The 26545-nt window shown below is 64.9% G+C and carries 32 protein-coding genes and 1 tRNA gene; 17 read left to right on the top strand and 16 right to left on the bottom strand.

The genetic code is table 11. The features are described 5' to 3' along the window. The first annotated feature begins 26 nt into the window (after nucleotides 1–26). From IVB23_RS02320 to IVB23_RS02310, 3 genes are all read left to right on the top strand, one after another. Entirely contained in the window at nucleotides 27–755 is a 729-nt protein-coding gene (locus IVB23_RS02320; RefSeq protein ID WP_247802364.1) for a haloacid dehalogenase type II, read from the top strand. A 61-nt stretch (nucleotides 756–816) separates the two neighbouring features. After that, nucleotides 817–1230, top strand: a complete 414-nt coding sequence (locus tag IVB23_RS02315) for an ASCH domain-containing protein (RefSeq protein WP_061880420.1) — start codon at nucleotides 817–819, stop codon at nucleotides 1228–1230. Beyond that, nucleotides 1211–1735 (top strand): DUF4269 domain-containing protein, encoded by a 525-nt coding sequence (locus IVB23_RS02310; RefSeq protein WP_247802363.1) that lies wholly within the window; start codon nucleotides 1211–1213, stop codon nucleotides 1733–1735. Before IVB23_RS02315 ends, IVB23_RS02310 begins: the two co-directional genes overlap by 20 nt. Before the next feature lie 66 nt (nucleotides 1736–1801). Here IVB23_RS02310 and IVB23_RS02305 read toward each other — a convergent pair whose 3' ends face one another. The 4 genes from IVB23_RS02305 to IVB23_RS02290 form a co-directional block, all read right to left on the bottom strand. After that, entirely contained in the window at nucleotides 1802–2773 is a 972-nt protein-coding gene (locus tag IVB23_RS02305; protein ID WP_197968538.1) for an MBL fold metallo-hydrolase, read from the bottom strand. 311 nt (nucleotides 2774–3084) lie between these two features. Beyond that, the gene (locus IVB23_RS02300) at nucleotides 3085–3513 is read right to left on the bottom strand and encodes a cupin domain-containing protein (protein ID WP_131868518.1); all 429 of its coding nucleotides are present in this window, start codon (nucleotides 3511–3513) and stop codon (nucleotides 3085–3087) included. A gap of 51 nt (nucleotides 3514–3564) precedes the next feature. Beyond that, the gene (locus tag IVB23_RS02295; RefSeq protein ID WP_197968537.1) at nucleotides 3565–4308 is read right to left on the bottom strand and encodes an SDR family oxidoreductase; all 744 of its coding nucleotides are present in this window, start codon (nucleotides 4306–4308) and stop codon (nucleotides 3565–3567) included. A 405-nt stretch (nucleotides 4309–4713) separates the two neighbouring features. Beyond that, entirely contained in the window at nucleotides 4714–5790 is a 1077-nt protein-coding gene (locus IVB23_RS02290) for a methyl-accepting chemotaxis protein (protein WP_028177558.1), read from the bottom strand. A gap of 287 nt (nucleotides 5791–6077) precedes the next feature. Between IVB23_RS02290 and recJ the strand changes: the two genes are divergently transcribed. The 3 genes from recJ to IVB23_RS02275 all read left to right on the top strand — a co-directional run bounded on the left by recJ (nucleotide 6078) and on the right by IVB23_RS02275 (nucleotide 9713). Next, the gene (recJ, locus tag IVB23_RS02285) at nucleotides 6078–7919 is read left to right on the top strand and encodes a single-stranded-DNA-specific exonuclease RecJ (protein ID WP_247802362.1); all 1842 of its coding nucleotides are present in this window, start codon (nucleotides 6078–6080) and stop codon (nucleotides 7917–7919) included. A gap of 90 nt (nucleotides 7920–8009) precedes the next feature. Then, on the top strand, nucleotides 8010–8819 hold the full coding sequence (locus IVB23_RS02280; RefSeq protein WP_247802361.1) for a glucose 1-dehydrogenase: 810 nt from the start codon (nucleotides 8010–8012) through the stop codon (nucleotides 8817–8819). 96 nt (nucleotides 8820–8915) lie between these two features. Next, complete coding sequence (locus IVB23_RS02275) at nucleotides 8916–9713, top strand: aldolase (RefSeq protein WP_061880394.1); 798 nt, start codon at nucleotides 8916–8918, stop codon at nucleotides 9711–9713. A 106-nt stretch (nucleotides 9714–9819) separates the two neighbouring features. Here the strand turns inward: IVB23_RS02275 and IVB23_RS02270 are convergent, their stop codons facing one another. Continuing rightward, the gene (locus IVB23_RS02270; RefSeq protein WP_247802360.1) at nucleotides 9820–11049 is read right to left on the bottom strand and encodes a lytic murein transglycosylase; all 1230 of its coding nucleotides are present in this window, start codon (nucleotides 11047–11049) and stop codon (nucleotides 9820–9822) included. 146 nt (nucleotides 11050–11195) lie between these two features. On the opposite strand from IVB23_RS02270, the gene IVB23_RS02265 reads away from it, so the two are divergent. Continuing rightward, on the top strand, nucleotides 11196–11453 hold the full coding sequence (locus IVB23_RS02265) for a hypothetical protein (RefSeq protein ID WP_131868524.1): 258 nt from the start codon (nucleotides 11196–11198) through the stop codon (nucleotides 11451–11453). A gap of 67 nt (nucleotides 11454–11520) precedes the next feature. Further along, entirely contained in the window at nucleotides 11521–11772 is a 252-nt protein-coding gene (locus tag IVB23_RS02260) for a hypothetical protein (RefSeq protein WP_061880397.1), read from the top strand. 53 nt (nucleotides 11773–11825) lie between these two features. Here IVB23_RS02260 and IVB23_RS02255 read toward each other — a convergent pair whose 3' ends face one another. After that, nucleotides 11826–12353: a MarR family transcriptional regulator gene (locus tag IVB23_RS02255; protein WP_061880398.1), complete on the bottom strand. Its 528-nt coding sequence runs from the start codon at nucleotides 12351–12353 to the stop codon at nucleotides 11826–11828. A gap of 54 nt (nucleotides 12354–12407) precedes the next feature. Between IVB23_RS02255 and IVB23_RS02250 the strand changes: the two genes are divergently transcribed. Next, nucleotides 12408–12887, top strand: coding sequence for a carboxymuconolactone decarboxylase family protein (locus IVB23_RS02250; RefSeq protein WP_247802359.1), 480 nt, complete (start codon nucleotides 12408–12410; stop codon nucleotides 12885–12887). Between the two features lie 19 nt (nucleotides 12888–12906). Next, entirely contained in the window at nucleotides 12907–13410 is a 504-nt protein-coding gene (locus IVB23_RS02245; RefSeq protein WP_197968531.1) for a cupin domain-containing protein, read from the top strand. Nucleotides 13411–13437: 27 nt separating this feature from the next. Here the strand turns inward: IVB23_RS02245 and IVB23_RS02240 are convergent, their stop codons facing one another. The 3 genes from IVB23_RS02240 to efp all read right to left on the bottom strand — a co-directional run bounded on the left by IVB23_RS02240 (nucleotide 13438) and on the right by efp (nucleotide 16721). Beyond that, nucleotides 13438–14424: a DUF808 domain-containing protein gene (locus IVB23_RS02240; protein WP_061880401.1), complete on the bottom strand. Its 987-nt coding sequence runs from the start codon at nucleotides 14422–14424 to the stop codon at nucleotides 13438–13440. Between the two features lie 84 nt (nucleotides 14425–14508). Then, nucleotides 14509–16110 carry a M23 family peptidase gene (locus tag IVB23_RS02235; protein ID WP_247802358.1) on the bottom strand — a complete coding sequence of 534 codons (1602 nt, stop codon included), beginning with the start codon at nucleotides 16108–16110 and terminating at the stop codon, nucleotides 14509–14511. A gap of 44 nt (nucleotides 16111–16154) precedes the next feature. After that, nucleotides 16155–16721, bottom strand: coding sequence for an elongation factor P (efp, locus tag IVB23_RS02230; protein ID WP_028177546.1), 567 nt, complete (start codon nucleotides 16719–16721; stop codon nucleotides 16155–16157). 162 nt (nucleotides 16722–16883) lie between these two features. Here efp and epmA point away from each other — a divergent pair, with 162 nt between their 5' ends. The 3 genes from epmA to IVB23_RS02215 are packed head-to-tail and all read left to right on the top strand — an operon-like array spanning nucleotide 16884 to nucleotide 19325. Further along, nucleotides 16884–17936 (top strand): EF-P lysine aminoacylase EpmA, encoded by a 1053-nt coding sequence (gene epmA / locus IVB23_RS02225; protein ID WP_247802357.1) that lies wholly within the window; start codon nucleotides 16884–16886, stop codon nucleotides 17934–17936. Continuing rightward, on the top strand, nucleotides 17933–19027 hold the full coding sequence (locus tag IVB23_RS02220) for a lysine-2,3-aminomutase-like protein (RefSeq protein WP_247802356.1): 1095 nt from the start codon (nucleotides 17933–17935) through the stop codon (nucleotides 19025–19027). The genes epmA and IVB23_RS02220 overlap by 4 nt, the downstream gene beginning before the upstream one ends. Before the next feature lie 43 nt (nucleotides 19028–19070). Next, nucleotides 19071–19325, top strand: coding sequence for a hypothetical protein (locus IVB23_RS02215; protein ID WP_061880405.1), 255 nt, complete (start codon nucleotides 19071–19073; stop codon nucleotides 19323–19325). A 162-nt stretch (nucleotides 19326–19487) separates the two neighbouring features. Here the strand turns inward: IVB23_RS02215 and IVB23_RS02210 are convergent, their stop codons facing one another. The 3 genes from IVB23_RS02210 to IVB23_RS02200 all read right to left on the bottom strand — a co-directional run bounded on the left by IVB23_RS02210 (nucleotide 19488) and on the right by IVB23_RS02200 (nucleotide 22501). Next, entirely contained in the window at nucleotides 19488–20573 is a 1086-nt protein-coding gene (locus IVB23_RS02210; protein ID WP_276578559.1) for a 3-deoxy-7-phosphoheptulonate synthase, read from the bottom strand. 235 nt (nucleotides 20574–20808) lie between these two features. Continuing rightward, on the bottom strand, nucleotides 20809–21387 hold the full coding sequence (locus tag IVB23_RS02205; protein ID WP_061880407.1) for an HdeD family acid-resistance protein: 579 nt from the start codon (nucleotides 21385–21387) through the stop codon (nucleotides 20809–20811). Between the two features lie 73 nt (nucleotides 21388–21460). Beyond that, nucleotides 21461–22501, bottom strand: coding sequence for a PrsW family glutamic-type intramembrane protease (locus IVB23_RS02200; RefSeq protein ID WP_028177540.1), 1041 nt, complete (start codon nucleotides 22499–22501; stop codon nucleotides 21461–21463). Between the two features lie 163 nt (nucleotides 22502–22664). On the opposite strand from IVB23_RS02200, the gene IVB23_RS02195 reads away from it, so the two are divergent. After that, on the top strand, nucleotides 22665–22877 hold the full coding sequence (locus IVB23_RS02195; RefSeq protein ID WP_247802355.1) for a hypothetical protein: 213 nt from the start codon (nucleotides 22665–22667) through the stop codon (nucleotides 22875–22877). Here IVB23_RS02195 and IVB23_RS02190 read toward each other — a convergent pair. From IVB23_RS02190 to IVB23_RS02175, 4 genes are all read right to left on the bottom strand, one after another. Beyond that, nucleotides 22864–23136: a hypothetical protein gene (locus tag IVB23_RS02190; protein ID WP_061880409.1), complete on the bottom strand. Its 273-nt coding sequence runs from the start codon at nucleotides 23134–23136 to the stop codon at nucleotides 22864–22866. The two genes, IVB23_RS02195 and IVB23_RS02190, sit on opposite strands and share 14 nt — an antisense overlap. 103 nt (nucleotides 23137–23239) lie before the next feature. Continuing rightward, the gene (locus tag IVB23_RS02185; protein ID WP_061880410.1) at nucleotides 23240–23860 is read right to left on the bottom strand and encodes a PilZ domain-containing protein; all 621 of its coding nucleotides are present in this window, start codon (nucleotides 23858–23860) and stop codon (nucleotides 23240–23242) included. A gap of 543 nt (nucleotides 23861–24403) precedes the next feature. Next, nucleotides 24404–25249, bottom strand: coding sequence for a hypothetical protein (locus IVB23_RS02180; RefSeq protein WP_061880411.1), 846 nt, complete (start codon nucleotides 25247–25249; stop codon nucleotides 24404–24406). A gap of 245 nt (nucleotides 25250–25494) precedes the next feature. Then, nucleotides 25495–25569 (bottom strand) — tRNA-Glu (locus IVB23_RS02175). A 221-nt stretch (nucleotides 25570–25790) separates the two neighbouring features. On the opposite strand from IVB23_RS02175, the gene IVB23_RS02170 reads away from it, so the two are divergent. Genes IVB23_RS02170 through IVB23_RS02160 form a run of 3 tightly spaced genes read left to right on the top strand, consistent with a single transcriptional unit; the run spans nucleotide 25791 to nucleotide 26521 of the window. Then, nucleotides 25791–26045: a PilZ domain-containing protein gene (locus IVB23_RS02170; RefSeq protein ID WP_061880412.1), complete on the top strand. Its 255-nt coding sequence runs from the start codon at nucleotides 25791–25793 to the stop codon at nucleotides 26043–26045. Nucleotides 26046–26102: 57 nt separating this feature from the next. Continuing rightward, nucleotides 26103–26348, top strand: a complete 246-nt coding sequence (locus IVB23_RS02165) for a hypothetical protein (RefSeq protein ID WP_197968552.1) — start codon at nucleotides 26103–26105, stop codon at nucleotides 26346–26348. Between the two features lie 5 nt (nucleotides 26349–26353). Beyond that, nucleotides 26354–26521: a hypothetical protein gene (locus IVB23_RS02160; protein WP_035678397.1), complete on the top strand. Its 168-nt coding sequence runs from the start codon at nucleotides 26354–26356 to the stop codon at nucleotides 26519–26521. Nucleotides 26522–26545 lie beyond the last annotated feature (24 nt).

The following is a 26545-nucleotide window of genomic DNA, read 5'->3' as shown; positions in this document are numbered from 1 at the left end:
GCGCAGGAAAATCCGCGGAGCGAAACATGACACCACCATCCGATCACTCCGCCGTCAAAGCCCTCGTCTTCGACGTGTTCGGCACCGTCGTCGACTGGCGCACGAGTCTCATCGCCGACTTTATGTGGTGGGGCAAGCAGCGTGGCATCACCGCCGACTGGACCGCACTCGTCGATGGTTGGCGCGGCATGTACATGGCCTCGATGGACGACGTGCGCAAACACCCCGAGCGCGGCTATGTCATGCTGGATGATCTGCATCGTCGCTCGCTGGACAAGCTTGTCGAGAAGTTCGCCATCAAGGGGCTGACGGAAGCCGATCTCGATTATCTCACCAAGGGCTGGCACCGCCTGCACCCGTGGCCGGACAGCGTCGCCGGCCTGACCCGGCTCAAGTCCAAGTTCGTCATCGCGCCGCTGTCGAACGGCAACGTCGCGCTGCTCACCAACATGGCGAAGTTCGCCGGCCTGCCGTGGGACCTCATCCTGTCGGCCGAACTGTTCGAGCACTACAAGCCCGATCCCGAGACCTATCTCGGCGCAGCAAAGCTGCTTTGCCTCAAGCCGGAGGAGGTGATGATGGTCGCCGCCCACAACGGCGATCTCGCGGCCGCGCAGAAGAACGGGCTGAAGACGGCGTTCGTAGCACGGCCGACGGAATACGGTCCGCTGCAGAAGGTCGACTTCGAGGCGACCGGCAACTGGGACATCGTCGCGAAGGATTTTGGCGGGATCGCCGACAAATTGGGGTGCTAGGCAGCGCTTCCTGACGATGCCTTGTGGCCTGGCGTCGAGGCGACTGAAGGCCTGGAAGACCATGAGCAAGCCGGTCCCCGAGCGCTATCGACACCTCCGGACATTTGCATTCGGAGACAATTCGACGCTGGCGGACCAATTGGTCGAACTCGTCATCAAGGGCATCAAGACCGCGACATGCAGTACCGAAGACGAGCCGAACACCTCCACAGCCGGTGAGCGCTGGGTCGTGCTCGACGGGCGGGCGGAGCCGCGCTGCGTCATCGAAACCATCGACGTGACATATCGGCGCTTCAACGAGGTCGACGCAGCCTTTGCTCATGAGGAGGGAGAAGGTGACCGGAGCCTGGCCTTTTGGCGCCGCGCCCATCAAGGCTATTTCGGCAGGCTCGGACGATATAGCGATGACATGATGCTGATGTGCGAGCGCTTTCGCCTGGTCGAGGTCCTCGGCGATGACCAGTTGGATCGATAGCTACGAAGCTGCGATCAGCAGTTCGGGATTGCTCGGGGAACTGAGTGGATTCGATCCGCGCGTGGTTGGGACGCTGCCCTTGGGAATTTCGACGCCGACAAGCGACATCGATGTCGTGTGTCAGGTGCGCGACGCGGCAGTTTTCGCGGAGCTGGTGTGGCGACAGTACGGGGACTGTGACGGATTTGCTCTCTACCAATGGCGCTCCAGCCGGCGGCCGGTGGTCGCCCGTTTCGAATGGGGTGGCTGGCCCTTCGAACTGTTCGGAGATCCGAGACCGGTCGATCAGCAGGAGGGATGGCAGCACTTCGAGATCGAGCGGAGACTGCTCGCTCTCGACGATGGACGCCTGCGGAAGGCGGTGGTGGGGCACAAGGGACGCGGAATGAAGACGGAGCCTGCGTTTGCTGCCGTGCTCGGCATAGCAGGGGACCCTTATTCTGGATTGCTTGCATTGGGCCGTGAGACTGACGCCCAGCTGCGATCGCGCCTCGACCGCTTATAAAATCGCCTCGCCCAGCGAGGGCGCAGTCCGGACGGCGAGCGCCGCCCGGACCTGATCTGACGAGAGTTACAACGTCATCTGCATCGGCTCCGGATAGTAGCGGAAGCCATCTCCGGCCTTGGCGACATGGCCATAGCCCGGCCAGGCGAAGTGATAGGACATCACCGGGACCTTGTTGGCGGCCAGCATGGTCAGCAGCTTGACACGCGAGTCGGCCGCCTGCTTCGGGTCGGTGTCGTACGAGAACTCCATCCGCGGCCGCTCCAGCAGCAGCACCGAATGGTGCGAGAGGTCGCCGAGGAAGGCGAAGGATTTTCCCGCCGAAGAGACCATGAAGATGGTGTGACCGACGGTGTGGCCCGGTGCCGCGATCGCCTGCACGCCGGGCAGGAATTCCTGGCCGTCCTTGAAGAACACGATGCGGTCGCGAACCGGCAGCAGGTTCTTGCGGGCGTGGACGACGAAGTCCTTGGCCGCGCTGCCGAGCTTGCCCTCGTCGGTCCAGAAGTCGAAATCGGTCTGCGAGATGTAGACCTGCGCGTTCGGAAACAACGGCTTGCCGCCTTCGTCGACGATGCCGCCGATATGGTCGATATGGGCATGCGAGCAGACGACGGCGTCGATGTCGCCCGGCTTGATGCCGGCCTCGGTCATGCTCTTCTGCTGCCGGCCGGTGCTGGCGCCGAACATCTTTGAGCTGCCCATGCCGGTATCGAACAGGATCAGCTTGTCGCCGGTGTTCACGATCGGCGAGTTCTGCTCCAGCACGACGTTGTCCGGCGACAGGAAATTGTCGGCGAGCATCTTCTTGACCTCTTCCTTGGGAACGCCGGTGAAGGTCCCCGAGGGATCGCCAAGCGGCAGCGGCCCGTCGGATACGACGGTCACCTCGGCATCGCCGAGAATGAATCGGTGCCAGTAGGGCGTCTGCGTGCCGAGCTTGGGAGCCCGCGCCAGCGCGCTGCTGCCGAGCATGGCGCTGGCGCCGAGACCCGCCCCGAGTGCGAGCAGGGACCGACGAGAGACATCGATTGTCATGCGTTTCCTCCGCTTTAGTCTTTTATCTTGGTTATCTTGCGCCATTGTTCGCGCGGTTGCGACCGGCCTGATCAGCCATGTGGCCGGAGGCAGCCATGCTGCGCCTGTTACGACAAGCTAGCAAGTAGAATTGGTCGGCGGATGCATGCGACCGCGGAATTGCGCGTTACGCAATTCTCAGCGTGAGGTCCTTGCCTTCCGTCTCGGCAAAGCCCGCCTGCAGAACCTCTTCGCGCTTGTGACGCTGCTCTGCTGCTTGCAGCCGAAATGGCGGCGCGTCGCGGCCTCTGACGGCACGAACCGGTCCGGCGTTACTTCGCGATCGGCGTCGTTAGCTCCTTGTCGGTCGTGTCCACCACGAACACGGCCAGCAGCTTCGCGGGCTCGCTATTGCTGGCATTGGCGCTGACGGCGTGGCGGTCACCGGGCCTTTCAGAGAAGTTCTCTCCCTTGTGAAAGACCTTGGCCGGGCCATCATTGACCTGACTGCGGATCGCTCCTTCGAGGACCGTGGCATAGATGAAGGCGGACGGCGCGTGAATGTGGGCGGGCGAGGAGCCTCCGGGCCCGTACTCGACCAGCACGCCCTTCATGCTCTTGCCGGGGACATTAGGCAGCGCCTGGTCAAAGACGATCGTGACCTTGGCCAAGGGGGCGGCCGATTGGGCGGCGGTCTCTGCTGCATGGGCCGCCAGGAAGGATGCGGCATAAACCGCGGTTGCGATCAGCAATCTTCGCATGGGATTTCCCCTTCTTTGCCATTTCCATCGTGGTTGAGTCTGGCCGAGCCTTCAGAGGCTCGCGAGCCATGTTGCGAGCGGCGTTGTCCCCAGCCGCGCATCGCCGAGCGGGGTCAGCGACTTGTCGTCAATGAGGGCGCCGTAATAGGGCGCCTTCGGATCCCCCACCACTGGGCGGACATCGCGCGATGCCTTCAGGCGGCGTGCGATGAATTCATTGAAGGGGGCCTTCTCGGGGCCAGCGATATCGATCGTGCCGTTGAGCGGCTTGCCGGTTGCGACCTCCGCGAGCCGATCGACGACGTCGTCGGCCGCGATCGGCTGAAACTGGGCCGTGGGAACGACGATCTTGCCGTCGATCACGCCTGTCTCGGCGATGGCCCCGAGGAATTCGAAGAACTGGGTGGCGCGCACGATCGAGTAGGGGACCGAGGCGGACTTGATGATGGTTTCCTGCGCCAGCTTGGCACGGAAATAGGCGTTGTCGGGCGCGCGGTCGGTACCGACGATCGAGAGCGCCACGTGATGTTTCACGTCTGCTGCGGCCTCTGTCGCGCCGAGATTCCTGCTCGACCGCTGGAAGAACTCGAGCACGGCAGCCGGCTCCCAGGACGGCGCGTTGGCGACATCGACGACGACCTCCGCGCCCGCCAGCGCCGCGGCAAGGCCTTCGCCGGTCACGGCGTTCACGCCTGATTTCGGCGAGGCTGCCACCACCTCGTGGCCCTGTTGCTTGAGCTTCGCGACGAGCTTCGATCCGATCAAGCCGGTTCCGCCGATCACGACGATCTTCATGGCATGTCTCCTCGGTCTATCGGAGCGCGAGACGAACCAGGGGAGCTCGCGCTGTCACGTCGATCAACGTGATGCGAAGCGACTCTATGCGAGCCATGGCGCAGGCTCTTGCCTGTAACGGGCGAGCCTTGCCGGAAAATGCTTCAGAAGCTGGGCTGCGATATCACAAGATCGCAGCGGAAGGGATCAGTCCCTCATGCCGTGCACGCAACCTGTGATGATCTTAGATTGCCAGTGTTTTGCCCGACGTGTCAAAGCGTTTCGACGGACGAAAGACGGGGCGGCAGGGTGCCCTTGAGAAACACCAATGAAAACAACCCTCGAGCTACTGTGCATGGGGTTGTTTTCGAGGATTGGATCGGGTGGCCGAGAACGATCCGGTTTCGCGGACGGCCGCTGCTCGCCTCAGGCCCCGCAGACGATCACGCCATACCAGCCGAGGCCCCGATAGGTCTCGTAGCCGGGCGTCGCATGGAAGGCGACCATCGTGCCGGAGCGGTCCTGATAGAAGCCGGAACGCTGGCCATCCAGCGACAGCGAGATGCGCTCGCTGAGGATGCCCTGGCCATCGGAGGCCGCGATCACGCGAAAATTCGAGTCGACCAGCAGCACGCGGGCCTTGTCGCTGTCGCCGACGCGCACGCCCTGGACGATGGCGCGGGCCTGCGGCTCCCAGTCGAAATGGATGGCGAGCACGCCGATCGGCGCGCCATTGGCCTGGCCGCCGTCGCGGACGCTGGCGCAATAGGTCGCGACCTGCGCGTTGCCGAGCAGCGGCTGGTTCTCGACGTCGCCGGCGACATAGTCATCGCCGGAGCGCAAGGACCGTGCCTCGCGAAACCATCTGGTGTGGGCGACGTTCTGGCCGACGACGCGAAAGCGGTCGGCGCGGCCGTTGGCGATGACGTTGCCGTCGAGATCGCAGAGCCAGAGGTCGAGATAGACCGTGTAGGCCCCCAGGATCACGCCGAGGCGCTGCGAGGCATGGGAGACGGCCGCAGCCCCAGGCGAGGCCGCGCAATCGACCACGGCGGAATCGGTCGCCCACCAGCGCACGTCGCAGGTGCGCTCATAGAGATTGCGGTCGATCAGCTCGATGGCGTTGAGCGACAGATCGACCATGCGCTCGCCGCGCGAACGCTGGCTCATGCGCTCGATCGAGGAGACGAGATCGCCGGTGCGTTTCGTCAATTGGGTTTCGAGTTCGCGCGCGATGGTCTCGACCTGCTGGCCGACGCCGCGCACCTCCTGCGCCACCACCGCAAAGCCTGCGCCCTGCGCGCCTGCGCGCGAACTCTCGATCAGCGCGTTCAGCGCCAGCATCTTCATCTGATTGGTGATCTGCTGGATCGACTTGGTCTTGTCGATCGCGATCTGGTTGACCTCGGCAGTGAGGCGGTTGATCAGCGCGGAGATGTCGGAATCATCGTCCGTAGCTTCGGGGGCAATCGGCTTGGCTTTCAGACCCAGCGCAGCAGACATCGGGGAGCTTCCCTTGGCAATGAGGCCTGATCTGCAATGAACGGGGAACAACGACTTACAGATCGAATACGATTCTTTTTCGAAGATTCCGCCTAACGCCTGCTTAATTTGCTGTTCGGCGGAATGCCTAAATGGTAGTCACCCCGGCCGGCCGAACGGCCATCCACCGCTTTGTGCGTCCGGGCCGTTGCAAATCCCGGCCGATTGCCGGCCAATCCTCGGACAGCCAGTAACCGTGCGTCCGCGTGATCGCCTGGACCCCGAGCTCCCAACAAGTTGCATCCGCCATGACGCCGCCCGCCACCGCCTTGCCCGTCGAAGCGCCCCAGGCTTTCCTGGGCGTGGCACGTTCGCTGACCGACAAGCTCTGGCGCGACCGGCTGGACGGGCGCGGGGCGGCGCAGGCGCTCGCCATCGTGCAGCGGCACCAACTGCCGGAACTGCTGGCGCGGGTGCTGGCCGGCCGCGGGATTGATATCGACGCGGTGCTCGACTTTCTCGATCCGACCATCCGAAAGCTGCTGCCGGACCCGTTCACCGTGACGGAGATGGAAGCCGCCGCCAAGCGGATCGCCGATGCCGCGGCGAGGGGCGAGAAGGTCGCGATCTTCGGCGACTACGACGTCGACGGCGCCACCTCGGCGGCGCTGCTTGCCTGGCACCTGCGCCATTGCGGGCTCGATCCGCTGATCCATATTCCCGACCGGATATTCGAAGGCTACGGCCCCAATACCGAGGCGGTGCGGGCGCTTGCAGCAAAGGGCGCGACGCTGCTCGTGACCGTCGATTGCGGCACCACCAGCGTCGAGCCGCTCGCAGAAGCAAAACGTCTCGGCATGTCCGTGGTCGTGATCGACCACCACCAATGCGGGCTCGACCTTCCCGAAGTCGATGCGCTGGTCAATCCGAACCGCCCCGACGATCTCTCCGGCCTCGGTCATCTCGCCGCCGTCGGCCTCGTGCTGGTGACACTGGTCGCCGTCAACCGCGAACTGCGTCAGCGCGGCTTCTGGACCTCCGAGATGCCGGAGCCGGATCTGCTCGGCATGCTGCATCACGTCGCGCTCGGCACGGTCGCCGACGTGGCGCCGCTGATCGGTCTGAACCGCGCCTTCGTGGCCAAGGGCCTGATCGCGATGCGACGGCGCGACCATGTCGGGCATACCGCACTGATGGACGTGGCGCGGCTCAACGGCCCGCCGGAGGCCTGGCATCTCGGCTTCATGCTGGGGCCGCGCGTCAATGCCGGCGGCCGCATCGGCCGCGCCGATCTCGGCGTGCGGTTGCTGCTGGAGGGCGACAGCGTCGAGGCTGCGCGGATCGCGGCGGAGCTCGATCGTCTCAACAGCGAGCGCCGCGTCATCGAGCAGGCCGCCGAAGCCCAGGCCGAAGCCGAGGCACTGGCCTCGATCGGGCTGGAGGACAAGCTCGCCGTGATCGTCACGGCCTCGGAAGGCTGGCATCCCGGCGTGGTCGGCCTCGTCGCCTCCCGCCTGAAGGAGAAGTTCTCGCGGCCTGCCTTTGCCATTGCGCTGGAGCCCGGCGGCATCGGCACCGGCTCGGGCCGCTCGATCGCCGGCGTCGATCTCGGCAAGGCAGTGCGGCAGGCGGTCGCCGACGGCATCCTGCTCAAGGGCGGCGGGCATGCGATGGCCGCCGGCGTCACGCTGCGGAAAGAGAAGCTCGCCGAATTCCGCGCCTATGTCGAAAACGCGCTGGCACGCGATGTCGCAGAGGCGCGCCACGTCAACGAGCTCTATATCGACGGCGCGATCTCTGCACGTGCTGTGACGCCGGAGCTTGCGGCGACGCTCAACCGCGCCGGTCCCTTCGGCAGCGGCAATCCGGAGCCCGTGCTGGCACTGCCGGCGCACCAGCTCGTGTTCGCCGACGAGGTCGGGCAGGCGCATCTGCGCCTGCGTTTCAAGTCGGGCGACGGCGCCATGGTCAACGGCATCGCGTTCCGTTCGGTCGGCCAGAAGCTCGGCAATGCGCTGCTCGCCAATCGAGGCCAGCAGCTGCATGTCGCGGGCTCGCTCTCGGTCGACCGCTACCAGGGCGCCGAGCGCGTGCATTTCCGCGTCGTCGACGTCGCGCTACCCGATCAAGGGCCATCCGTGATTAGATGACGCATGATCCCTCGCGACAAACGCGGTACGCGTTTGCGCGGAGATCATGCGCAAGGATAACGCGCTCAAACAACAAAAAAGGGAGTGAACATGGCAGGACAGGTTGAGGGCAAGGTCGCGCTGGTGACCGGCGGCGCTTCCGGCATCGGAGAGGCCATCGTCGAGCTGTTCGCGCGCCAAGGCGCCGCGGTCGTCATCACCGATATCGACGAGCTGCGCGGCCCGGAACTCGCCAGGCGCGTCACCAAGGCCGGCGGAAAGGCGATCTTCCTGGAGCAGGACGTCACCAGCGAGGAGCGCTGGGTGGAGGTGGTCGCCGACATCGCCAAGCGCTACGGCCGGCTCGACATCATGGTCTCCAACGCCGGCATCGGCATCGCTGTGCCCTCGATCGTCGACATGACGCTTGCTGACTGGCGCAAGCAGAATGCGATCAATCTCGATGGCGTATTCCTCTCGGTCAAGCATTGCCTGCCCTTGATGCGCAAGACCGGCGGTGGCTCGATCGTCATGATGTCGTCGCTGGCGGGCTTGCGCGGCTCGCCCGGGTTGTCGGCCTATTCGGCGACCAAGGGCGGCGTGCGGTTGTTCGCCAAATCGATCGCGATGGAGTGCGCGGCGGCGGGCGACGGCATCCGCGTCAACTCGGTTCACCCCGGCATCATCGATACCCCGATCTGGGGCAAGATCCCGACCGGGGCGACCGGCGCCGGCCAGAACGCGCCGATCGATCCGGAGGAGCGCGCCAAGGTCGTCACGCCCCTCGGCCGCGCCGGCCACGCCGCGGAGATCGCCTCCGGCGTGCTGTATCTGGCGTCCGATGCCTCTCGCTATGTCACCGGCAGCGAGCTCGTCATCGACGGCGGCATGAACGCGGGCGGCGTGCCGCGGCGGGCCTGAGCCGCGCAGGGCAGGGCGGCGGTTGCAGGGGCTGACGCGCAGGCGCAGTCCCTGTACAAGGCTGACAGATCCCGACCGACAGAGGTGTCCTTCGCCATGGCGCATAGCCTTCACGCGTCCTCACCCGCGCCCGCTCCATTCCGCTCCAACCGGCCGGACCTCGCGACCGACGCGATCCGCACCGCGCGCGAGGATCTGGCCGCCTGCTTCCGCATGGCGGCGCGCAACGGTTTCGAGGAGGGCATCTGCAATCATTTCTCGGCCGTCGTACCCGGCCATGATGATCTGTTTCTCGTCAATCCCTACGGCTACGCTTTCCGCGAGCTGACCGCATCGAAGCTCCTGATCTGCGACTTCCACGGCAACGTGCTCGACGGCGAGGGTGTGCCGGAGGCGACCGCCTTCTACATCCATGCCGAGATGCACAGGCTGCTGCCGCGCGCCAAGGTCGCCTTCCACACCCACATGCCCTACGCCACGGCGCTGTCGATGACCGAGGGCGAGCCCCTGATCTGGGCCGGCCAGACCGCGCTGAAATTCTACGGCCGCACCGCGGTCGACCGCGAGTACAACGGTCTTGCACTCGACAACCGTGAAGGCGCGCGCATAGCCTCCGCCGTCGGCGATGCCGACATCGTCTTCATGAAGCATCACGGCGTGATGGTGCTGGCGCCGACCATCGCGGAGGCCTGGGACGATCTCTACTACCTTGAGCGCGCTGCCGAGGTTCAGGTGCTGGCGATGTCGACGGGGCGAAAGGTGTTGCCGGTCGATCCTGCGATTGCGGCCGCGACCTACAAGCAGATGCGCGAGGGAGATGCCGAATCCGCGCGGCTGCATCTTGCCGCGGTCCGCCGCCAGCTCGATGCGGAAGAGCCGCAATACAGGCACTGAGGCAGGCTGTCATTCCGGGGCGAGGCGAAGCCTCGAACCCGGAATCCAGAGATTGTGGCGCGAGATTCCGGGTTCTCGCTACGCGAGCTCCGCAATGACGGGGTACCTACGAGCCCTGCCGCAGCTTCGCCAGCACCTTCAGCCCACCATAACCATCCGCCGGCGTGATGCCGGCGCGCTGCTGAAAATCCTTCACCGCCTTCATCGTGTCGTTACCGACGCGTCCGTCGGTACCGCCGGTATCGAAGCCGGCCTTGGTCAGGCGCGTCTGCATCTCCTGCACCTCGGCCAGCGTCAGCGCACGCTCGGAGCCGGGGAAGGGCTGGATGAAGGGTGGCGCTCCCAGGCAGCGGTCGCCGAGATGGCAGATCGCCAGCGCATAGTTCATGGAAGGGTTATAGCTCTTCACCGAATAGAAATTCGGCCCGAGCAGGAAGGTCGGCCCGCCCGCAACCGGCGTCCACATCTGCGCGGATGCGTTCGGCTGCGGAAACGGCTGGCCGTCGGCGCGGGTGACGCCGGCCGCCTGCCAGGCCGCGTAGGTGCGGCTTCCGCTCATGCCGCCGGGTGCGCGCACCTCGTAGCCCCAATGCTCGCCGCGATGCCACTTGCCGCGGTTGACGAGATACTTCGCCGTCGAGCCCAGTGCGTCGTCGGGCTTGCCGAATGGCGACACTTTGCCGTCGCCGTCATAGTCGATGCCGACATTGAGCCAGACCTCCGGCATCCATTGCGAATGCCCCATCGCGCCGGCCCACGAGCCGCGCATCTCCTCGGGCGCGCTCCAGCCCTTGTCGACGATGCGCAGGGCGTTGATCAACTCGGTCTCCCAATAGGCCTTGCGGCGCGGCTCGTTCCAGGCGAGCGCGGCCAGCGAGGGAAACACCGGCCTCATGTGGTTCTGCTGCACCAGGGGATCGCCATAGGCGGACTCGACGCCCCACAGCGCCAGCAGCGTGCCGCGTTCGACGCCGAAATCGCGCTCGATGCGCGCAAGCAGCGCCTCGTTGTTCTTGAGCGCGATCTTGCCGTTGATGATGCGCCAGTCCGAGACGCGGCGGTTGATGTATTGCCAGAGCTGTTCGTTGAATTCCGGCTGGTTGCGCATCTGCTTGAATACGCTCATGTCCGGCTCGACCCGCCCCATCGCGCGCTGCCATGTCGCGGCTGAAATACCTTTCGCCATCGCGCGGGCGCGAAAGCTCTCGCGCCATTCGTCGAATCCCGGAGGCGCGGCGAAAGCGCGCGTCGGGACGGCGAGCAAGGGGGCTGCACCGAACGCCGATTGGAGCAGGGCGCGGCGAGTTGGACGAGGCGAGGAATCAGCGTGCGTCATGAGCGCATTCTAGCCGGAAACATGGCGCGTGTGAGTCGGTTCCTGGAACGGCGGCGATGTGAGAATTCTGCCTGATTGCGTCGGCGGTTCCCACCGGAACAAGTGTCGCACTCCCGCATTCCCTCCACACCAGGAAGGAGGAGAAGATGAGGAAATATCTGCTTGCCGCAGCCATGGTCACCGCCGTCGCAGCGCCTGTGTTCGCCGACGAGGTCGGCGTTCACGTCGGACCGGCCGGCGCAGGCGTAACGGTCGGCCAGTCGCACGAATATCGTGAGCGCGACCGCGACCACGACCGCACCACCGTCATCAGGGAACGCGAGCCTGCCGACCGCACCACGGTGATCAAGAAGGAAGATGAATTCGGCAACCGCAGCAAGACCGTCATTCACGACAACGACTGACGGAGCAGGGTCCCGGCTTGATGCCGGGGCCCTCCTTCGCACGATCGGCAAATCGAATCGGGGTCGAATGAAGATACGCACGCATGCGGAAAGCCACGTCGTCGAACTCGACGACGGATCGCAGTGGCAGATTTTCCCCGGCGATCTCGCGACCACGCTGAGCTGGAAGCCGGAAACCGAATTGCGTCTCGAGCGGAGCAGTGACCCGATGAGTTCGCACGTGCTGGTGAATACCGCCGATCAAAGCCGCGTGCGGGTGATCGCGGCGGACGAGACCTGGCCTGATGGCGAGGTCAAGAACGCGTTGAAGGGCGGATAGGCGCGCTGCTGCTGCGGCAGAGGCGGCAACCAACGTCTGCGAATGTCGGTGGCCTAGTCCCCCTGCAGATCCTTCGCGATTCCGGCAAGCCAGCGCCGTATCGTAGTTTCCGCCTTTGAATCCAGATCCCGAGCCAGGCGCTTCTCCAATTCGAGCACACGCTGCCGGCACGCGTTCAACAGCGTCGCGCCGCGCGGCGTCAGCGTCCATTGCAGGATGCGGCCGTGGACGGGATGAGGTGACATCACAATCGCGCCGTCGCGTTCGAGGTTGCGAATGATCACACCGACGGTCTGGGGCGTGAGGAAAGTGAGGCGGGCGACATCGGCCCCCGACAAGCCCGGATAGGCGTTGAGCATCGTCATTACCGCAAATTGCGGCGACGTCACGCCGAGATCGGCGAGAGTCCGTTCCATCGTCAGGCGAACCGCGGCATGGGCCTGACGCAGGAGATAGCCGAGATAGCCCTGCTCGCCGCGCTTGCCTTCGCCGGGAGCGGGAACACGCGTGGTGTCGCCGGCAGGCGCGGGTGCGTTGCGCACGTTTTTCAGCCTTGTGCTGGCAGCGGTCTTGCGTGTCATATAAGAGCTCTTATAAGATATAAACACACTTATAACATTCCGAGGTAAACGGCAATGTCACATGCCCGCAGCGAATACGAGGATTTCAAGAGGATCGCGCCGGACGTGTATGATCTGGTGCTTGCGCTGGGTCAGCTAGCGGCCAACGCAGGGCTCGACAAGCAGCTGCTCGAGCTCGTCAAGCTGCGCGCCTCGCAGATCAACGGCTGCGCCTTCTGTGTGCAGCACCACATCCTGCTGTCGGAACGGATCGGCGTTCCTGTCGACAAGCTTCATCTGGTCGCGGTCTGGCGCGAGGCGCCGATTTTTTCGCCGCGCGAGCGCGCGGCGCTGGCCTGGACCGAGGCGCTGACCTGTCTGCCCGATGGCGTCAGCGAGGAAGTCTACGCGGAAGCGTCTGGCGAATTCTCCGAGACGGAACTGACGTACCTGACGTCAGCGGTCGCCTCGATCAACGTCTGGAACCGTTTCGGCGCAGCGTTTCGCTGGACGCCGGCAAAGCGGCCGGTCGCAGCCGCTGCAGCTGCATCCTGAGGGGCAAGGGGAGGTCACGATGACAGCCATGAGCTTTTCTGCCGTGCAGTGCCCGATGCCGTCACGTTCAACGGCGCTTGCCGTCGTCGCAGGGCTCGCCTGCGCGCTTGCGATCGGCAAGGTGCTGCCGTTGACGATCGACAGTGTATCCGGAGTGCTGGCACCGCTCTGCGCCACGGCGGCGGAGAGCTCGCCGCTCGACAAGGTCGAGCCGATCGGGTCCTATGCGCTTCCGAACGTCCCGGGCAAGCGCGTGACCATCGTGCGCGTGTCCTACGGTCCCGGCGGATTTTCGCGGCCGCATCGTCACGCGGGCTCTGTCACCGCCTACATCACGAAGGGCGAGATCCGCTCGCAGCTCGGCGGCGGCCCGGTCGAGACCTTCGGCGTCGGCCAGTCCTTCTTCGAACCGCCGGGCTCGACGCATCTGGTCTCGGCCAATGCCAGTATGACGGAGCCGGCGGAGTTGATCGCTGTGTTCGTCGCAGACGAGGGCGCGCAACTGACGACGTTCATCGAGTAGCTGCACGCGCAATCCGCCACCGCATGTTCAGGCCGATCGCGATCGCCTCAACCGTTTCCATGCTGGTGCGAGACCGTATTCGACGGCCGGAATCGCAAGTCCGCCGACAAGCAGTCCAAGCGCGCCCGAGATGGCTGCCTCGACCGACCATTCGATGACGCCCGCAACGGAGGGAAGGAGGTGTGCGGCAGCCTCGGTGACGGCATGGACCGTGTGGCCGACCACGGGTGGGCCGTATTTTTCGATGCCGTGCAGGATGATGCCGCCGCCGACCCAGATCATGGCGGCGGTGCCGATGGTGCTCAGCACCGCCAGGAAGATGGGCATGCCGCGGACGAGCGCGCGTCCAAGCAAGCGGATTCCGCTGCCGATGATCGAGGTGCCGTCATAGCGCGCAAGGGCCATGCCGACATCGTCCGCCTTCACGATCAGGGCCACCACGCCGTAAACCCCGACGGTGATGCAGAGGCCGACCAGCGCCAGCACCAGCGCCTGCGTCCAGATGCTGCCCGCCGGGAGGGCCGCCAGCGTGATCGCCATGATCTCCGCCGACAGGATGAAGTCCGTCTTGATGGCGCTCGCGACCTTCTCGTCCTCGACCGACCGGGCATTCAACGCAATCGGCTGCAGCTGAGCTTCGTGGTGGTGCGCATGATGCGGCAGCACGGCTTCGAGCACCTTTTCGGCGCCCTCGTAGCAGAGAAAGGCTCCGCCCAGCATGAGCAGCGGCGTGACCGCGGCGGGAAGGAAGTAGCCAAGCAGCAGGGCAATGGGAAGCAGAATCAGCAATTTGTTGCGCAGCGATCCGGCCGCAATCTTGCCGACGATCGGCAGCTCGCGTTTCGAGGCAAAGCCGATGACGTAGTTCGGCGTGACGGCGGCGTCGTCGATGACCACGCCTGCCGCCTTCGTGCCCGCTTTGGCGGCCTGGCTCGCCACATCGTCGAGCGAAGCTGCTGCCACCTTTGCAATCGCCGCGACATCGTCGAGAAGACCGATCAGTCCGACACTCATGAACCGTGTCCCTTCTTCATTGAGCCGGCAGGTTTGCGCGATGACACGCTCTTGGGCCGCCCGGCATCGGGAGCGAGCAAGCCGTCAATTGTCCTCGCCGCTCGATCCCTCGCGCAGGTCCGGCTTGATCACATCCTCCGGCAGCGCATGGGCGACCGGCTGCGCCGTGCCTGCGATCTCCGGGCCGACTTCGCGGCCGCGGGCGCGGATCAGGCGCTCATAGGCCGAGACCAGCGTGACGTAGGGGCTGACCCAGATCCAGCCGTCGCGTGTGAACACCTGCACATCGAAATGCAGGTGCATCGACGTGCCGGCGGGATGGTCGAGATAGTTCGAGATCACACCGATCTTCTCGCCTTCGGTGACGATGCGGCCATTGAGCACGCCATCGGCGTTCAACGCGTGCGGGTTCATATGCATGTAGCGGAAACGGATGTGCTCGGTGCGGCTGTTGACTTGAAGTGTCGCGGCTTGGTCCTTGGCTCCGCGGATGACGATCGCGTCACGCACGGCGACGACGGCGCGCTGCTTGGGATCGCAGGGCTCGCGGCCTTCGCCGGGCGGCGGGCAGTCGGCGGCGCGGATGTCCTCGCCCTGGTGGCCGTAGCCTCCGCCACATTGCCACACTTCGAAACTGCGCGACTCGCAGAAATTGTCGCGCCAGGGATAGGCGGTCGGACCTTCACTCTTGTCGCGCCTGCCGTAGGATTGCGAGCGTACGAAGGCGGGCGCCTTGTCGAGGGGAAAGCGGATCTGGGCATAGGCCATCATATCGGGATGGCCGCCTTGCTTGCGGTAGCCGGTGTTCGGGATGATGTCGCCGCTCGGCCGGTAGCTGAAGTCCGGTGAACGTCCCGCGGGACGGTCGAGGACGTTGGAGGCAATGTCCATCAACGGCCGCATGCGCTGGCCACCGGCGATACGCAGGGCCTTCAAGAAGCGCTCGGCAACTGGATAGGCTTCCTTGCAGGCGAGCCGCCGCGGCTTGGCGATGCTGTCGAGGCACTGGATCGACACCACATAGGCGACGCCGAAGCGGGTGAAAGCGTAGCGCACATAGCCTTCCCGGATGAACTTGCGCAGGTCCGGGTAGGTTGCCGCGAGCGGCTTGACTGGCTCCCCCTTGCCGCCGGCTGGATCGGCGATGTCGTAGACGAGCGCCGAGCCCGTGATCTGCACCTCGACCGGCCTTGCGAATAGCCGGCTCGGCATACCCTCGCCGGCGCCGGGCTCCAACGAGAAGGTCGCGCTGTAGCCGGCCGGACCGGCATCGAACATGTCGACGGGATTGAAGTCGGCCTGGTAGCGCGACAGCGTGAGCGACGCAGGCGCGCCGCTGCGCTGCGCCTCGAGGTACGCGGCAGCGTCGAACGGCAGCAGCACGGGTACGGGACTTCGGGTGATGCCGGTGAAGAAGCGCGAGGAGATCGCGTTGAGCTGCACCAGCGCGGGCATCGCGCGCGGATCGTAGCGCGGGACCGAACGGCGGGGTGCAAAGATGAAGTCGCCCGCAATCTGCGGGCGACTGTTGATCTCGACACGGAGCTGGTCGAGCGCTGCGCGCCAGTCGACGCGCAGGGCCGTGAGCGAGGGGCCGCGGAATTCATCCGCAGCGACCGGCGCGGCAGCGAGGAGCGACAGCGACGCGAGGAGAAGCGGGACGAAGCGGAAATTCTTCCTGTCCACTGCCTCGCCCCCGGCGGTACCTGTTCCGATCCTCGATTGCCCGCTTAGTCCTTGGCGCGCTCGGCGTAGGAGCCGTCTTCGGTCATCACCACCACGCGGGTGCCGACCGTGATGTGCGGCGGAACCGTGGTGCGCACGCCGTTGGAGAGCACTGCGGGCTTGTAGGAGGAGGAGGCGGTCTGACCCTTGGTCACGGGCTCGGTATCGACCACTTCCAGCGTCACGCGCTGCGGCAGCGCGATCGACACCGGGTTGGTGTCGTGCATGGACAGCTTGACCGTCATGCTCTCCTGGAGATACGCGGCGGCGTCGCCGACGACGTCCTTCGAGACCTGGACCTGGTCGTAGGTCTCAGGGTTCATGAAGTGGTAGCCGTCGCCATCCTCATAGAGATAGGTGTAGTTGCGCTCTTCGATCGTGGCCTTTTCGACCTGGTCGGTGGTCTTGTAGCGTTCGGAGATCTTTACCCCGTCCGAGATTCGGCGCATTTCGATCTGGCTGACCGGGGTGCCCTTGCCGGGATGGATGTTCTCGGCGCTCACGACGACATAAAGCTTGCCGTCTTGCTCGATCACGTTGCCCTTGCGAATAGAACTGGCGATGACTCTCAAAGCTGTATTTCCTGCTTGCTTGGCCCGGCGAGGGCCAGGACGTGGTCAAATTGATGGGGGACTTGGGGCCTCAAATCGGACCTCGGCGCCCGTTTCGGGCCGCAACATACTGATTTTGCCGTTGGATGCCAGCACTTTGCTGCTGGCTGGAGCGGTCAGTTAATGGCCGGGGACAAGCCGATGTCGCCGTTCTGGTCGCCCGGCAGGCACCTCGACCGGCGGCCGTTCCTCCAGGCCAGGGGCGCGGTGACCGGAGCTTTACGGGCCCTTTTCGCCGAACAAGGCTTCATGGAGGTCGAAACCTCGGTCCTTCAGGTCTCCCCGGGCAACGAGACCCATCTGCACGCCCCCCGGACCGAGATCATGCGGCCCGACGGCAGTCGGGTCAGCCGATACCTGCGGACCTCGCCCGAATTCGCTTGCAAGAAGCTGCTGGCGGCGGGCGAGACGCGGATTTTCGAGTTCGCCCGGGTGTTTCGGGACCGCGAGCGCGGCGACCTGCATCTGCCCGAATTCACCATGCTGGAATGGTACCGGGCGGGTGCCCCCTATGATGCCATCATGACCGATTGTCTCCTCGTAATCGCTCGTGCGGCGCAGGCGACCGGCATCGGGACCTTTTCCTTTCGCGGCAGGACCGCCGATCCCTTCGCCGAGCCGGAACTCCTGACGGTCGCGGGTGCCTTCGAGCGCTTCGCCGGCATCGACCTGCTGTCGACAATTTCGGGTGGCGAGGGTAACCGTGACGCGCTCGCCGCGGCGGCCCGCGGCAAGGTCCGTGTGGCCGAGGATGACACATGGTCCGACATCTTCAGCAAGGTCCTGGTCGAGCATGTCGAGCCGCATCTCGGGCAGGGGCGTTTGACCATCCTGTTTGAATACCCATCTCCAGAGGCGGCGCTGGCGCGGGTGAAGGCGGACGCCCCGAGGGTCGCCGAGCGATTCGAGGTCTATGCGTGCGGCGTCGAGCTCGCCAACGGCTTTGGCGAACTGACCGATGCCGAGGAGCAGCGAAAACGCTTCACGGAATCGATGAGGGAGAAGCAGCGCCGCTACGGCGAAGCCTATCCGCTCGACGAGGACTTTCTGGCCGCGGTCGCCGTAATGCCGGAGGCGAGTGGTGTCGCACTCGGCTTCGACCGGCTGGTCATGCTGGCGAGCGGCGCAACACGAATTGATCAGGTGGTGTGGACACCGCCTGCGGATGAGAGATGACGAAGGCGAACCTTTTACGCACTCTGCGCGAGCCTGCCGAGCTCGTCGCCCAGGGTCTGGCCCCCGCGGCGGCGCTGCCGGCGCTCGAACGCGTTGCCGCGCGCTATGCCGTGGCGATCACGCCGGCGCTGATCGAGCTGATCGACACCAGCGATCCCGACGACCCCATCGCGCGACAATTCGTTCCCACCGCGGCCGAGCTGGACCTGAGGCCGGGCGAGAATGCCGATCCGATCGGCGACCACCCGCATTCGCCAGTTCCCGGGATCGTGCATCGCTATCCCGACCGCGTGTTGTTCAAGCTCGTTCACGTCTGCGCGGTCTATTGCCGATTCTGCTTCCGCCGCGAGATGGTGGGGCCCGGCAAGGAGAATGCGCTGTCGGACAGCGCTTATCGCGCGGCGATCGACTACATCCGGGCACACGACGAGATCTGGGAAGTGATTCTGACCGGTGGCGATCCCCTGATGCTGTCGCCGCGGCGGATGAGCGAGATCATGGCCGAACTGGCTGCGATCGATCACGTCAAGATCATCCGTCTTCACACCCGCGTACCGGTGGCCGAACCCGCGCGCGTCAGCGAGGAGATGGTTGCGGCATTGAAGGTCGCGGGCGCGACCACCTGGCTGGCAGTGCACGCCAACCACGCGCGCGAGCTGGCAGGGCCCGCACGTGCTGCCTGCGCACGGCTCGTCGACGCCGGAGTTCCCTTGGTGAGCCAGTCCGTGCTGTTGCGCGGCGTCAATGACAACATCGCCGCTCTGTCGGATTTGATGCGAGCTTTCGTCGAATGCCGAATCAAGCCCTACTATCTGCATCACGGCGATCTCGCGCCGGGCACCTCGCATCTGCGAACGACGCTGGCGGAGGGACAGGACCTGATGCGGCAGCTGCGCGGGCGGGTGTCAGGGCTATGTCAGCCGGACTATGTCATCGACATTCCCGGCGGCGCCGGCAAATCGCCGGTGGGGCCAGGTTACGTCCTGGCGCCGCAAAATACCGCACCCGATGCGGATGATGCGGGAGCCGAAACGCGCTATCGTATCGTCGATTATTGCGGCGACGTTCATCTTTACCCGCCCGAGACCTGAGTGGGGTGGAGAGCGCGCCGGTTTTGAGAATGGAGCACTGAGAATGAAGAAGATCATGGTGGCAGCATCGCTCGTGGTCTTGCTTTGTGGCGCGGCGGTTGCGCAGCCGAACGGCTCGAAGGGATCGACCTCCACCGGTGCAAGCCGTGGAACGGTGTGGCCGGCGCCCGTTGGTCACCGCCAGCCGCGTGCGGCTGACGTGCCGAGCGAGAAGAATCTGAGCGATCCGAACACCGCCGCGAACAAGGAAGATGCGGAGCTCGATCGCAAGATCAGGAGCATCTGCCGCGGCTGCTGATTGCTTTGACCTCTCCCCGTCGGGGAAGGTCAGGAGCGAGCCAACCTAAAGCGCGATACGATCAGGATGAATCGTCATCGCGCCTTAGGTTGTTGTTTAAGCATGATCTTTTCAGAGAACCGCTGCGCACTTTTCCGGATCATGCATTGGCCTCGTGATTTCTCAGGCCGATCGTTCATGCCGCCCGGCGTGCCGGGTGTTGCGACGGATCTCGACGGCGTCGGCGAGCTGCTCGAGCGCGCCTGCCGTGGTCGGCCAGTCGATGCAGCCGTCGGTGATGCTCTGGCCGTAGGTGAGCGGCTTGCCCGGCACCACGTCCTGGCGACCGGCGACGATGTTGCTCTCGACCATCGCGCCCATGATGCGGCTTTCGCCGCCCGAAATCTGACTGGCGATGTCGGCCATCACCAGCGGCTGGTTCTCCGGCTTCTTGCTCGAATTGGCGTGGCTTGCATCGACCATCACGAGCGGCGCGACGCCGGATTTGGTCAATTCGTTACAGGCGGCCGCAACGCTGGCCGCGTCGTAGTTGGGCCTGCTGCCGCCGCGCAGGATGATGTGGCAGTCCTCATTGCCCACGGTCGAGGCGATCGCCGAACGGCCGAGCTTCGTCACCGCCATGAAATGATGCGGATGCGAGGCCGACTTCACCGCGTCCGCGGCGATCCGCACGTTGCCGTCGGTGCCGTTCTTGAAACCGACCGGGCAGGACAGCCCCGAGGCTAGCTCGCGGTGGATCTGGCTCTCGGTCGTGCGCGCGCCGATCGCCGCCCACGAGACGAGGTCGGCGATGTATTGCGGCGTCGTCATGTCCAGGAATTCGGTGCCGGCGGGCAGACCGAGATTGTTCACGGCCGACAGCACGTTGCGCGCCAGCCGCAGGCCCTTGTTGATGTCGAAGCTGCCGTCGAGATTTGGGTCGTTGATCAGGCCCTTCCAGCCGACGGTGGTCCGCGGCTTCTCGAAATAGACCCGCATCACGATCTCGAGCTGGTCGGCAAGGTCCTCGCGCAAGCGCGCAAGGCGCTCGGCGTAGTCGAGTGCGGCCTCGGGATCATGCACCGAGCAGGGGCCGACCACGACCAGCAGGCGGTCGTCCTGGCCGCTCAGGATGGCGTGGATGGCATTGCGGGCGGCCATCACCACGCGCGTCGCGGTGAGCGTGCGCGGGACCTCTCGCATCACCTCTGCCGGCGTGCTCAGTTCTTTCAGTTCGCGGATACGAAGATCGTCGGTCGTGCTCAGCACGGCGGGCTCCTGTCTGTTTTAGAACCTGCCGGCCAATAAAAAAGCCGCCAGGTCTGGCGGCTTGTTCGGACGTTTGCTGCAATGTGTCAGATTGAGCGCGATCCTCCCGCCGCCAGCGAGCTGTCGTAGCTAAAATACCAAAAATAGCTGGTGGCGACGGTGATCATGGCAGGCCATATAGCCTGCCGCTGGCGGCTTGTCACCCCCCAATCGGCGCGTAGGGCGGCGAGGCGCCTCAGGTCTTGCTGTTGCGTGCCGCCATTGCCATGCCGATCAAGGTGGCGCCGCCGAACAGCAGGTTGATACCGACGAGCACGCCGATCGCCCAGTCCGCCGAGCTTGGCAGTCCCGTGATCACCATGAACGAGATCGCGATGTCGACGAGACCGGAGACCAGGAGCCACGACCAGCGGCCGCTCAGCTCGCGGCGGTGCTCCAGCGCGTACATGATGGTGGCGACGCCCTCCGCGAGGAAATAAGCGCCAAGCACGATGGTCAGCGTCAGTACGGCCTGCATCGGCCGGGCCAGCAGCAGCATGCCGGTGAGCACGGCCAGCGCGGCCGAGATCAGCGACCACCAGAAGCCCGGCGTGCTGCGCGCCCAATAGGTCGCGATCAGCCCGCCGATGCCGCCGATCAGGAACATCCAGCCGAGGAAGATCGCCGTCGCAAGACTTGCAAGCGGCGGGAGAACCAATGCAGCAACGCCGAGAACCACGAGCAGGATGCCCTCGAACAAGAAGGCCTTCCAATGCGTCTTGACCGCCTGGTTCATTGCGGATTGCAGCCGTGAAAATTCCTCAGGCGATGTCATGAAGTCCTCGATCTCGTCAGCAGCCCATGCCGCTCAATCTAGTATGTGTGCACCGCGCCTGCCATCGCGCGGCTCAGCCGCCGCCGGGCGCCGACGAAAAGCCTTCCGCGCTGGTGCGGATGCGGTTGCGGCCGAGAATGTAGATCGCCGTCGTGACAATCAGAAGCGCGAGGCCGAGCAGGATCGAGACGAAACCAATCGGAATCAGCGCCAGCGTCAGGTTACGCTCGGGATTGATCAGCCAGTGATGGATCGAGGTCAGCACGAAGGCGAGCCCCAGAAAGCCGATGCCGCCGCCGGCCAGCAGCAGCGCCCACATCCGGCGGAGCTGGCTGAGCCGCTCGCGCGCGACATCGGTCCGCGGCGCATGGTGGCGCGCGACGCGCCGGACCAGGCGGATGGCGAAAGCAATCGAGCCGAAGCCGACCAGGAGGCTCGCGGCGCCCAGCCACATCCGGAGCGTCGGATCGAGATCGGGCATGCGCTGGAGCGCCAGCAACGGGAAGTCGAAGGCCGAATGCAGCGCGAGCGGGGCGGCGAAGATCAGTAGCCGGCTGGAGAGGCGTGCCCAGTCGCGATGGCGGCGGTTGGCGCCCAGTGCCGTGCCTGCGCGCGCGATCGTCAGGTAGGCGCCCGCAATGATCCCGAGTGCGCCGTGGAAGGGCACGGTCAGCACGCTGCGCAGGGCGGCCAGCGAGCGCCACATCTCCGCGTGCTGGACCAGATAGGCGAGGTTCTCGTAGGCGGCGAAGCCGAGGCCGACCGCGGCGCCATAGACCACGGTGTCCATCGGATTGGAGAAGGTCCGCCGCTTGGTCGACGAAATCAGCACGATGGCGATCACCTTGACTGCCTCCTCAGGCAGCGCGACGCCGAAGATCGAATGCATGGCGAGCGCCGCCCAGGGGTCGTCGGGGGCTGCGACCATCTTGGCGAAGGGAGCGCGGGCGAGCCCCAGGAGCGAAATGCTGGCCGCGCCGAGCAGGAAGGCAGTCCAGACCTGGGCCGGCGGGCCAGGGCGTTCTTCGGCCGCGATGACAAGCCACAGCATCAGCAGCGCCGGGGCGATGGCCGCAGTTCCAATCACGGTGGGGAGCGCTTCGATCAGGTACATTGGCGCCGAAAATAGGTTCCCTTGATCCGCTTATCTACGTCGGCCGATGCGACCATGTGTCATGCGCCTGCTGTCCGCTCGCTGAACGCCGGCGACAGCTGCCGTTCATTCCCGTCGCCTGCGAAGCAGTAGAATACAAGCGCAATCAATTGCATGACAAAAAATGCTCGTCATCCATGGCAACGACCGTGCGTCGGATGTCGGGGCGGGATTGGCAAGCCAGATCAAGGAAATGCGCAGGTTTCTTCGATTCACTGCGCACCTGTCCGGGCAGCGGATCAGCGGGCAGTATGACCTCTCAAGGCAGCGCGCGGCGGCTTACTACTTGCGCTGCAGCGACTCGGCGGCCTCGAAGCCGTTCTTCAATGCGTGGTGAATGGCGGCGCGGCGCCGGGAGCGACGTCGAAGGCGCCGAGGTGGAATTCTTCGCCGATCGATGCGTCCGGATCGGCCGGTTGCGCCAGCAGGGTGAACGCAGCCTGTGGGTATCGCTTCCAGATCTCGATATCGCCGGCGGTGATGGTGAGCCAGCCGAACGTGTACATGTAGCGGCCGGGCTCGGTGACCCGGCCGACCCTGTCCCAAGTGATCTTATCGACTGTGATTTTATCAGCTGTGATCTTGTCGACTGCCATTCGGTCCCCCGAGCGCAAGTCTGCAGATGACGTCCGGCCCGAGGCACAGACCTACATAGGCTGAGACCGCATTTTGGCCGCGATAGGGCAGCGACGCGGTGGATCAGGCCGGCTGCGATGAGCGCACGATCAGGCGGACGAGGTCGTCCCGGGACTGCTTCTCGGCGAATTTGACCGCAAAGCCATGCGCGAATTTGCGGATCACCCGCCCGACGCAGGCGCCGACCGCAAGCGGGGTTCCGACCGGCGGATCGTACTCGGAGGACACCGCGACGCCGGCGGTCGAGACATCGATGATGAAGCAGGAATGAGTGCTCCCGTCCGCGAGGGTCAGGACGGTGTGCGAGACCTGCGGAACGAAGCGCGCGTCACGCCGTAGCTCGCGAACGCTGGCATCCTTCTGCTTCTTTTCGAGCCAGGTCAGCTTTTCCGACATCCAGGCGCGCCGCGCCCGCGTCATGTCGAGCTCGATCAGGAAGCCCGCCTTCAGTGTTGCGCTGATGGTGCACTGGAATTCGCCGAAATCCTGGAAGTAGGAGGTCACGCGCTCGCCGACCTTGCCGACGACAGGCACGTCCACGATCATGCGGAAGGGCGAGACGCGCTTGGTCCGGCAGGCGAAGCTGCGCAGCTTGCCCTCGCAATCGTACCAGCGGGAGAGCGAGTAGCTGCCGCTCACCGCAACGTCCACTGCCCGTTGCCTGAGGAACTCTTCGACGGACATGAGCGCCGATCTGTTTGGGATTCCGTGGGTTCCACGGCTAGCGGCGAAACTCTAAGCAATTGATACCGGCGAACATGAGCAGGGGTAAATTTCCGGTAAATGCGCAGACCGGAGTCGAGCGACGGCTCGCGGCGTAAGGTCGCAACACCCTCGCTGCGGAATCAAGCGGTGGCGATCAGACCAGCAGCGCCAGCAAGGGCCACCATGAGCAATCTCAGATGGTTGACCGCGGTGGTTCGCCAGCATGTCGCGCGCCCGTTCTGGATCGCTGGCTAACCTGCTAAAGGGGCGCCCGAAGGCCGAGGCTGAAGGACGCCGAGGCGTTCGCCCAAGCCGAGCGTGCCAAGTTGAAGGGGATCGGCTAAGAGAAAGCTGCCATGCGTAGAAAGCCAACCGACCCCGCTGCCTCACCAGCCCCAGACGCGGCGCTTCAATTTCGGATCGAGCGAATGGCCAGATGGGTTGGCAGGGTCACCGCTGTGCTGGTCCCACTGGTCACAATCGTCTCACTGGTCTTTTGGCGCCGACCGTGAACTCGACGGCTCATCTCCACCGGGTCTGCGTCTCGACATTGCGCCCGAGCATCGTACTGATCCTGGCGAAGATCCTGAACCACCTCACCCGAAGTCGCGTGTACGGGATTGTTCCTGGCTGCGGTGAGAACAGCCGGCCGTCCTTTTCCTTCCAGCGTCGCAGCTGCCACTGCATGTATCGCTTGTGAGCGACCCGATAGTAGTGCCCGAAAGTGGGTTGCATCGTCGCTATGGGAATCGCGTGGGCACGCAGGCACTCGGACAAGGCGATCTGCTCGATGGTGAGCTGCCGTGCGCCATGGTCGAGCACGGCGTCGATCCATGCTATGGCATCCTGCACCACCGGAAGATGCCGCTCCGGATCAACGGCCGTGAGCCCGCTGTTGTATTCAACGGCGAGCTTTGGATCGTAGCGATAGGGACCTGCATTCGGCAGACTGGTTGCGAACCCCGCGAGCTGGGGCATGGGATTGCGGCCGTGACGGCGATCGACGGCTACAGCACCGGATCTCAGCGAGGCCAACAGACGTTCGAAGAATCCCTCGCGGAAGAAGGTGTCGGTATCAGCCATGACGCAATAGTTCGTGCTGGTCTCCATTTCCGTCAGGAGGACGCATGGCTTGATGCGATGATGGTAGAGACCGTCGCGGGAAAACTCCGAAATCTTGCTGGAGATGTCGACCAGCCGAACCGGCAAATCCGCGTGGCGATATGGTTTGTCAGTGTAGACGACAACATCCAAAGGGAATCGGCGGCCCCAATACAGCAAGGTCGACAGACTGTACCTCAGCTCCAATTGGAGCCGCTCCATGTCGCCATACTCAACGTAGATGAACGTGAGCCCCCGGGCCGTCATCGCTGCGGATCCATAGATTGAAACCGCACCGGTAGCCGAGTTTCTGCGCAGAAACAATGTGTCCGCAGGCCGAGCGTCTGCTGCCGCCGCCTGATCTCCCGGTAAGCTTTGCGGGCCTTCTCTTGCACCTCCCGCATCTGCCTGCGCAGGTCGTTGATCAGCTCGGACCGGCTCTTGGCGTCCTGGGTCTTGTCGCCTGGTGGTCTGTCCAACCTGCCGACATCGCTATGACTTTGGGTGCTTTTTGGCGCTCCCTAGCGGAATCGAACCGCTCTCTCCACCGTGAAAGGGTGGCGTCCTAACCGATAGACGAAGGGAGCAAACGCAGGGCCCCGCCGCTTGCCGCGGCACGGCCACTGGCCGGCCGAACAGCGCCCGGCGGCTTGCAGCGGGCGAACGTATAGTGGCCTTTGCGCTCCCGGGCAAGCCGTTCGGGAACGGACTTTTGGCGCCCGTGGATAGCGCGGGCCGGGAGGCATCGGGGTCGATTTCAACGGTTTGTTAGGGTTCCCTGCGTAGCGCTGGAGCGGGAGATTTTCCAATGCCACCGCCGAAAAAGCGCGCCGCCCGCAAGCTGCTGTCGCAGCACGCCTGGATCACGCTCGACGGCGGCTTCGCCGCGCGGCATTGCCTGGTCCAGGACATCTCCGACACGGGCGCGAAAATCACGCTGGACGAGGACGCAAGCCAGCTTCCTGGCGTGATCCGGATGGCCTTCGCACGCGACGCGCGCACCGGGCGGAGCTGCCAGGTGGTCTGGCGCCGCGGCAAGTCGGCCGGCGTCAGGTTCATCTGATCGCGGACGCGAACGCCCCCGATGGCGCGCCCCACCGGTCCGGGCTACAAGGCGGCGATGCGTACGCTGCTCCTCATCCTGATCTCGTTGCTGGCCACGCCTGCGGCCGCGGCCGAGAGCCTCCGCCTCCCGCCTGCCGAACGGCAGCAAGCGGGCAACGCCCTGCCGTTGAAGAGCGCCGCCGGAAAGGCCAGGGCGGGCTCCTGCGCCTCCTACGGCCCGCGCTTCGTCATGGTCGAGGGCACCGGAACCTGCGTGAAGGTCGGTGGCTCGATCAGCATCGACACCAGCGTCAGGCGCTGAGACCCATGCCGGCGGACCTGCTGCGGCTCGACCTCATCGTTCCCATCATGATGTATTGCGCGCTGCTGTGGTGGGTCGGCCGCGGCCTGAGCTGGACGGCCCGGCTCGCGACCGCCGTGGTGACGCTGGTGCTCATCATCGCCGTCCTGCTGGTCGAGCGCGGCTGGCGCTAGGCCCACAACAAAACTGCGAAAACA

The sequence above is a fragment of the Bradyrhizobium sp. 191 genome, assembly GCF_023100985.1.
GTDB lineage: Bacteria > Pseudomonadota > Alphaproteobacteria > Rhizobiales > Xanthobacteraceae > Bradyrhizobium > Bradyrhizobium diversitatis.
This window is presented reverse-complemented; position numbering and strand designations above follow the sequence as displayed.